This window comes from Pseudoroseomonas cervicalis ATCC 49957 (genome assembly GCF_000164635.1).
Classification (GTDB): Bacteria; Pseudomonadota; Alphaproteobacteria; order Acetobacterales; family Acetobacteraceae; genus Pseudoroseomonas; species Pseudoroseomonas cervicalis.
In genome coordinates this window covers 1-676 of sequence record NZ_GG771183.1, presented here as the reverse complement: position 1 = coordinate 676, position 676 = coordinate 1, and the positions used below count along the sequence as shown (strand labels likewise).

General features: G+C 68.5%; 1 protein-coding gene. It reads right to left on the bottom strand.

The window, feature by feature from the left end:
• On the bottom strand, positions 1–408 hold a 408-nt coding region (locus HMPREF0731_RS22470; RefSeq protein ID WP_007006574.1), incomplete at its 3' end, for a 4Fe-4S dicluster domain-containing protein.
• Positions 409–676 lie beyond the last annotated feature (268 nt).

Below are 676 nucleotides of genomic sequence, written 5' to 3'. Positions count from 1 at the left end.
CAGGGCCAGCGCGGCGCGGAAGCGCTTCGGATGCGGCAGCGTCGCGCCCAGCAGCCGGCGCAGCGCGCGCTCCGGCCAGGGGCGGGTGTAGCTCTCCTCGATATAGCGCCGCGCATGGTCGACCAGGTGCATGTAGTGCACGCCGGAGGGGCAGGTGGTCATGCAGGAGAGGCAGGAGAGGCAGCGATCGACATGCTTCACCACCGATTCGGTGGCGGGCTGGCCGCTCTCCAGCATCTCCTTGATCAGGTAGATGCGGCCGCGCGGGCTGTCGAGCTCATCGCCCAGCAGGACGAAGGTGGGGCAGGTGGCGGTGCAGAAGCCGCAATGCACGCAGGTCCGCAGGATGGTGTTGGAGGCGCTGAGATCGGCGTCTTCCAGCTGCGCCGCGGTGAAATGGGTCTGCATGGCGGATTCGTTTCCTTTGGCGGCAGGGTGGGGCCGAAGGCCCGCGCCGGGCAAGGGCGGCGCGCCGCGGTTTGCGATTCCTTAAGAGTTTCGGGTGTTTCATCGACATCGCGAAAATGTCATATCGCCCTCGCCTGGAGACACGCGATGTTGATGATCCTTCCTTCCCCGAAGCGGCCGGAAGACCAGACGAGCCTTTCCCCCCTCGCCCAGCCCGGCGGCGCGGCGGAGCAGGCGCGCCGCGCCGCGCTGCTGCAGGTGCCGCGCC